This is a genomic window from Stieleria sp. (assembly GCF_041595215.1).
GTDB classification, from domain to species: Bacteria; Planctomycetota; Planctomycetia; order Pirellulales; family Pirellulaceae; genus Stieleria; species Stieleria magnilauensis.
Genome location: NZ_JBFHKV010000642.1, coordinates 1 through 4954, shown reverse-complemented (window position 1 = coordinate 4954; position 4954 = coordinate 1). Strand labels below are relative to the sequence as shown.

Sequence of the window (4954 nt, the reverse complement as noted above, 5' to 3'; positions counted from 1 at the left end):
GCGTGACCGGACGGCTGGCGCCGTTCCGCTACGATACGTATTACTCCCATTGTTAGCGGCAGGACGCAAAACCTCCGGCCCGGCGCGCCGCCTTGCGGCGTGACCGGACGGCTCGCGCCGTTCCGCTATCTGTATCAACCTCGGTTTGATCGGGCGTGATGCCACTGGCGTGCGCTGCGCGAGTCCTCTGGGCTTCAGCGGAAGTGCGCATCGGGTTCCATCAAACTCCGCGACTCCTGCAACGGGTCAAAAAATCTCCGGGATTTCGAAATCCGAATGGGTGAGCTGTTCGTCATACCGATGAATCGGCCCACACCATTCCATTTTGAATGTTCGCAATCCTTGGAGAAGAGCGATGAGCAAGCCGTCCATTTCGCTGGTCGTTTTGGCGTTGATCACAGTCGGAGCAGTCATCGCTTACGGGGCGTGGCGAAACGCATTCTATGTCACGATCGAGCACACGGACGTCCACCCCAGCCCTGATCCGATGGACGATTTGACGCTCGTGGATGATCGGTTGGAAGACCTGCGTCCCGACTTTGACCCGCAACGGGTCGATCGCCGAGACTACGAGGGTTGGCAGATCAACCACAGCGGGGCCGTCATTCAATTGGACTGTCCCGACATCCGGCCGGACCGAGACACCGCGATGTTGCGGCTGTACGCGACCTACGCCGATGCGATCCGGGAATCCGAAAGCAGCGGGCTCGTGGTGCTGCCGAGTGCCAACATGCTCGATGGATTCGCAAAACAATTCGATGACGGACTGTACGCGGCATTGGACCTGGCCTGCTTTCGCGGTGATGCTGGCTATTCTCCATCGGCAGTGGATTTTGTCGAAGCGTTGTTCTCTGCATTGCCGCCGGACAGTCAGGCCCGTGGGTTTCTCGCCGCGGCGCTGCAGTTGGCCGACCGACCGGTCCAGTTGGACGCACACCAGCAAGCCGCTGCGGAGAATTGGCTCGAAGAGTTTCAAGCGGATCCGTCACGTTCGAAACCCATCTCGTTCTACACTTGGAACGACGACTTGCGACGGGTTTGGAAGTTCTTTCGTTTCTTGCAACACGGCTTTGAACAAGCCAATGTCGCGATACCGCGGGAGATCGCTGATGTTCTCGCGTCCGATGAAACGCTGCGTCGGGACTACCTGGAATTGATCGACTTTTATTCCAAGTTGACCAACCCAGCAGATGGATTGAACCTGGACCAGTTGATCGGAGCCGATGCGGAATTGATGGAGCTGGCGCGACAGCACAACGTGCTGCTTCCTGTGGTCAGTGTGCTGCCGGCGTCGACCAGCCGTGAATCGGAATTGTTCAACCGGCTCTTCTCCACCGGCACGGCGGCACAGACGAATTTGATGGTGGAGCTGATTCGGCAGATTCGCTCGGGAGACGTGGACCTGACACCGCGTCAAGACAGCGGTTGGTACGATCACCAGATCCATGCGTTGGAAACGCTGCTGTTACCGACGCGTGGCAAGGAAAGCCAAAAGCTGCTGCTGACGGCGAAGTACAAGCGTCGATTGATTCAAGCCTTTCAGGCGATGATCACCAAACGTCGCGAAACGCACGCGAGACAACTTGGACGGATTGAGGCGACCGCGGCGGTACCACCACGCAAGATCCGGCCGCGGTTGCGGGTCGAACCCTGCGCGACGTTTTACCTGCGCACCGCACGCAGTTACGCCTTTCTCGAATCTTTCCTGCAGGTCAACGGCGACGCCGATCTGGGGCAGCTTCACGGCTGGCGTGAAGACGGCCAACGGGAAAGCGATCTGCAAACCGAACTGGCGTCGATGAAGCAGCTGTTTTACGGTTTCTATCTGTTGGCTTGTGAAGACATCGGGTTGGCTCCCGAACTCGGCGACGAGGAAGCCGTCGATGTCGATGCCGCCTACAGTGCCGCCGAAGCATGGTTGGCCGATCTCGCCCATCGCGACCTTGCCGTCGATACTCGCGTGTCCGTACCGGTCTTGTATGACCCCGTCGTCAATACCACTCGATTGTGGGCCACCCTCGGTGTCCGGATGGTCAAGTTAGACGCCAAGTACGTGCGTCCGCCGCAAATGCGAGAAAATCCGCAGTCGCCGTGGCAGGTTGTGGAGGCCGATCGCTTGGACGACGTCACCTACGTGATCGCGGTGGACGAATTCGCCGAATTCAGTCTGCCGGGCCGCCAAACCTTGACGCGAAAGCAGTTGCGGGAGCTGGCCGATGGCCACCCCAGCAAGCAGGCGTTTCTGGACGCGTTGTCGACGACAGCAACGAACGGGAAATAAGAGTCGCATTGTCGTGGATCACGGAGCGATGCACGACACTCCTTCATCGCCCGTTACTAAGCGTCGTCGTCCGAGGCGTGGTCGCCGGACTCACCGCCTTCTTCGTCGCTTTCTTTTTTGTACTGGTCCAGCCGTCGATAGAGCGTTCGGGCGCCGATACCGAGAATCTTGGCGGCTTCTTCGCGGTTGTCGTTGGTCAATTGAAGCGTCTTCTCGATCGCCCAGCGTTCGATCACGCTGAGCGGTTGGCCGATCAGATTCGAATCGGCGTCGGTGCTGATCGTTGGCAACGCGATTTCTTCGACCGCGTTTTCTCCGGCTTCGTCGTCGACCAATTCAGGCGGCAGGTCTTCGACATCGAGTTTGCCATCGGTGTCCAGCACGACCATCATTTCCACAAAGTTGCGCAACTCGCGCACGTTGCCCGGCCAATCGTAAGCGAAAAATCGTTTGGTGACCGCGGGCGTGAAGTGCGCTGCGGGTTTGTCGTGACGGCGCAAGAACATCTTGCGGAAATGATCCATCAACGGGATCACGTCTTCGCGGCGCTCCCGCAGCGCCGGCAATTCCACGGTGATGACTTTCAAACGAAAGTAAAGATCGCTTCGGAAGGTGCCGGCGTCGATCATCGCTTCCAACGGGCGATTGGTGGCCGAGATCAATCGGACGTTGACCTTGATCGCTTTATTGTCGCCGACGCGAGTGATTTTGCTTTCTTCCAAGACTCGCAGCAATTTAATCTGCGTGCTCATCGGCATGTCGCCGACTTCGTCCAGGAACAACGTGCCGCCGTTGGCATATTCGAACGCACCGATGCGGTCGGCATCGGCACCGGTGAAGGCGCCTTTGACGTGTCCGAACAATTCGCTCTCGACCAGGTTCTCCGCGATCGCCCCGGTGTTGATCGCCACGATCGGCTTGTTTCGTCGCGGGCTGTTTTGATGAACGGCCTGGGCGACAATTTCTTTGCCGGTCCCATTTTCGCCGGTGATCAAAACCGTCGCGTCGGTCGCCGCGATTCGCCGCAGCCGATCGATCACCTGCTGCATCTTCTTGCTGGTGTAGATGATGCCTTCGAACCCGAATCGCTCGTCCAATCGCGACATCAGCTCGGTGTTCTGGCGGCGTAAGCTAACCGCGCCGACGGCTTTTTCGACGATCGCACGCAGCCGGCTCGGCGTGATCGGTTTCTCGAGGAAATTGAACGCGCCCTGCTGCATCGCTTCGACGGCGATGGGAACCGTCGCATGGCCGGTCACCATCACCACTTCCGCGTCGGGTAGCCGCTGGCCGGCCAGTTTCAACAGCTTCATCCCGTCGACGTCGTTCATCACCATGTCGGTGATGATGATGTCAAACGTGTCACGCTCGATCAACGTCGCCGCTTCGGGGCCGCTGGTTGCGACCGTGCACTTGTAGCCGACCTTCTCCAGACTCTCCGTCATCGCTCGCGCATGCGCCGCTTCGTTATCAACGACCAACAAACGAAACGTCGACGGGTCGTAATCCGGTTTGCCAGTCGACTTTTTGAGCGATTGAGAATCAGACATCGGGATCGATTACTCCGCGTAGCGTTCTTGGAGTGATTGAACGGTCATCACGTCCTCTCCCAGGGCTTGCATCGCACGCACGGCCGCTTCGGCGGCGGCGATCGTTGTGATACACGGCACTCCTTGTTGCACGGCCGCGGCACGAATGCGTCCTTCATCCGTCCGCGCCCCTTTGCCGTTGGGCGTGTTCATGATCAATGCGACATCTTCGTTCTTCAGATAGTCGATCAAGTTCGGTTGCCCCTCGGCCAGCTTTTTGATTCGCGTCACCGGGACGCCTTCGGCTTCCAGGCGCGCCGCGGTTCCACTGGTCGCCAGGATTTCAAATCCCAAGGCACGCAAGTCCTTGCCCAAGCTGACCGCGGAACCTTTGTGTCGTGAACTCAGACTGACAAAGATCTTGCCTTCGGTGGGCAATGTCACCCCGGCAGCGAGCTGGCTTTTGGCGAATGCCAGCGGGAACTTTTCACTGATCCCCATCACTTCCCCGGTGCTCCGCATTTCCGGGCCCAACACGATGTCGACCCCGGCAAATTTGCGGAACGGGAAAACGCTTTCTTTGATCGAAACATGCTTCGGGATCGGTTCTTGGGTGATCCCCAGTTCGGCCAGCTTCATTCCCGTCATCACCTTGGTGGCCAAGTTGGCGACCGGGACGCCGGTGGCTTTGGCGACAAACGGAACCGTCCGACTCGCCCGCGGATTGACTTCCAAGATATAAACCTTGGGCCCATCCTCTTCGTTCTTGATGGCGAATTGAATGTTCATCAGCCCGACGACATGCAGTGATTTGGCCAACTTGATCGTCGCTTCACGCAGTTCGGCCAGCACCTCTTGAGGAATCGAAAACGGCGGGATGGCACAGGCCGAGTCACCGCTATGCACGCCGGCTTCTTCGATGTGCTCCATGATCCCCATGATGACCGCGTCGTCGCCGTCGCAGATCGCGTCGACATCGACTTCCGTGGCGTCTTCCAAGAAACGGTCGATCAACACCGGTTGTCCGTCGGCGACGATGAATGCTTCGGCGACGTAGCGTTCGAATTGTGCCTTGTCGTAGCAGATCTCCATCGCGCGACCGCCCAGCACGAAACTGGGACGGACCAACGCCGGATAGCCGATG

The 4954-nt window shown here is 58.7% G+C and carries 2 protein-coding genes and 1 pseudogene; 1 reads left to right on the top strand and 2 read right to left on the bottom strand.

Annotated elements, in window-relative coordinates; genetic code table 11:
- Nucleotides 1-355: 355 nt before the first annotated feature.
- Entirely contained in the window at nt 356-2281 is a 1926-nt protein-coding gene (locus ABX749_RS21665; protein WP_372897815.1) for a hypothetical protein, read from the top strand.
- A 56-nt stretch (nt 2282-2337) separates the two neighbouring features.
- On the opposite strand, the gene ABX749_RS21660 is transcribed toward ABX749_RS21665, so the two are convergent.
- Both ABX749_RS21660 and carB read right to left on the bottom strand, forming a co-directional pair.
- Nucleotides 2338-3831: a sigma-54-dependent transcriptional regulator gene (locus tag ABX749_RS21660; RefSeq protein ID WP_372897814.1), complete on the bottom strand. Its 1494-nt coding sequence runs from the start codon at nt 3829-3831 to the stop codon at nt 2338-2340.
- A gap of 9 nt (nt 3832-3840) precedes the next feature.
- A pseudogene (gene carB / locus ABX749_RS21655) lies at nt 3841-4954 on the bottom strand (carbamoyl phosphate synthase large subunit); the annotation flags it as partial.

What these genes read in the sequence shown, in the direction of transcription:
- ABX749_RS21665 (WP_372897815.1), top strand. Translation starts at nt 356, where the DNA reads ATGAGCAAGCCGTCCATTTCGCTGGTCGTTTTGGCGTTGATCACAGTC.
- ABX749_RS21660 (WP_372897814.1), bottom strand. Translation starts at nt 3,831, where the DNA reads ATGTCTGATTCTCAATCGCTCAAAAAGTCGACTGGCAAACCGGATTAC.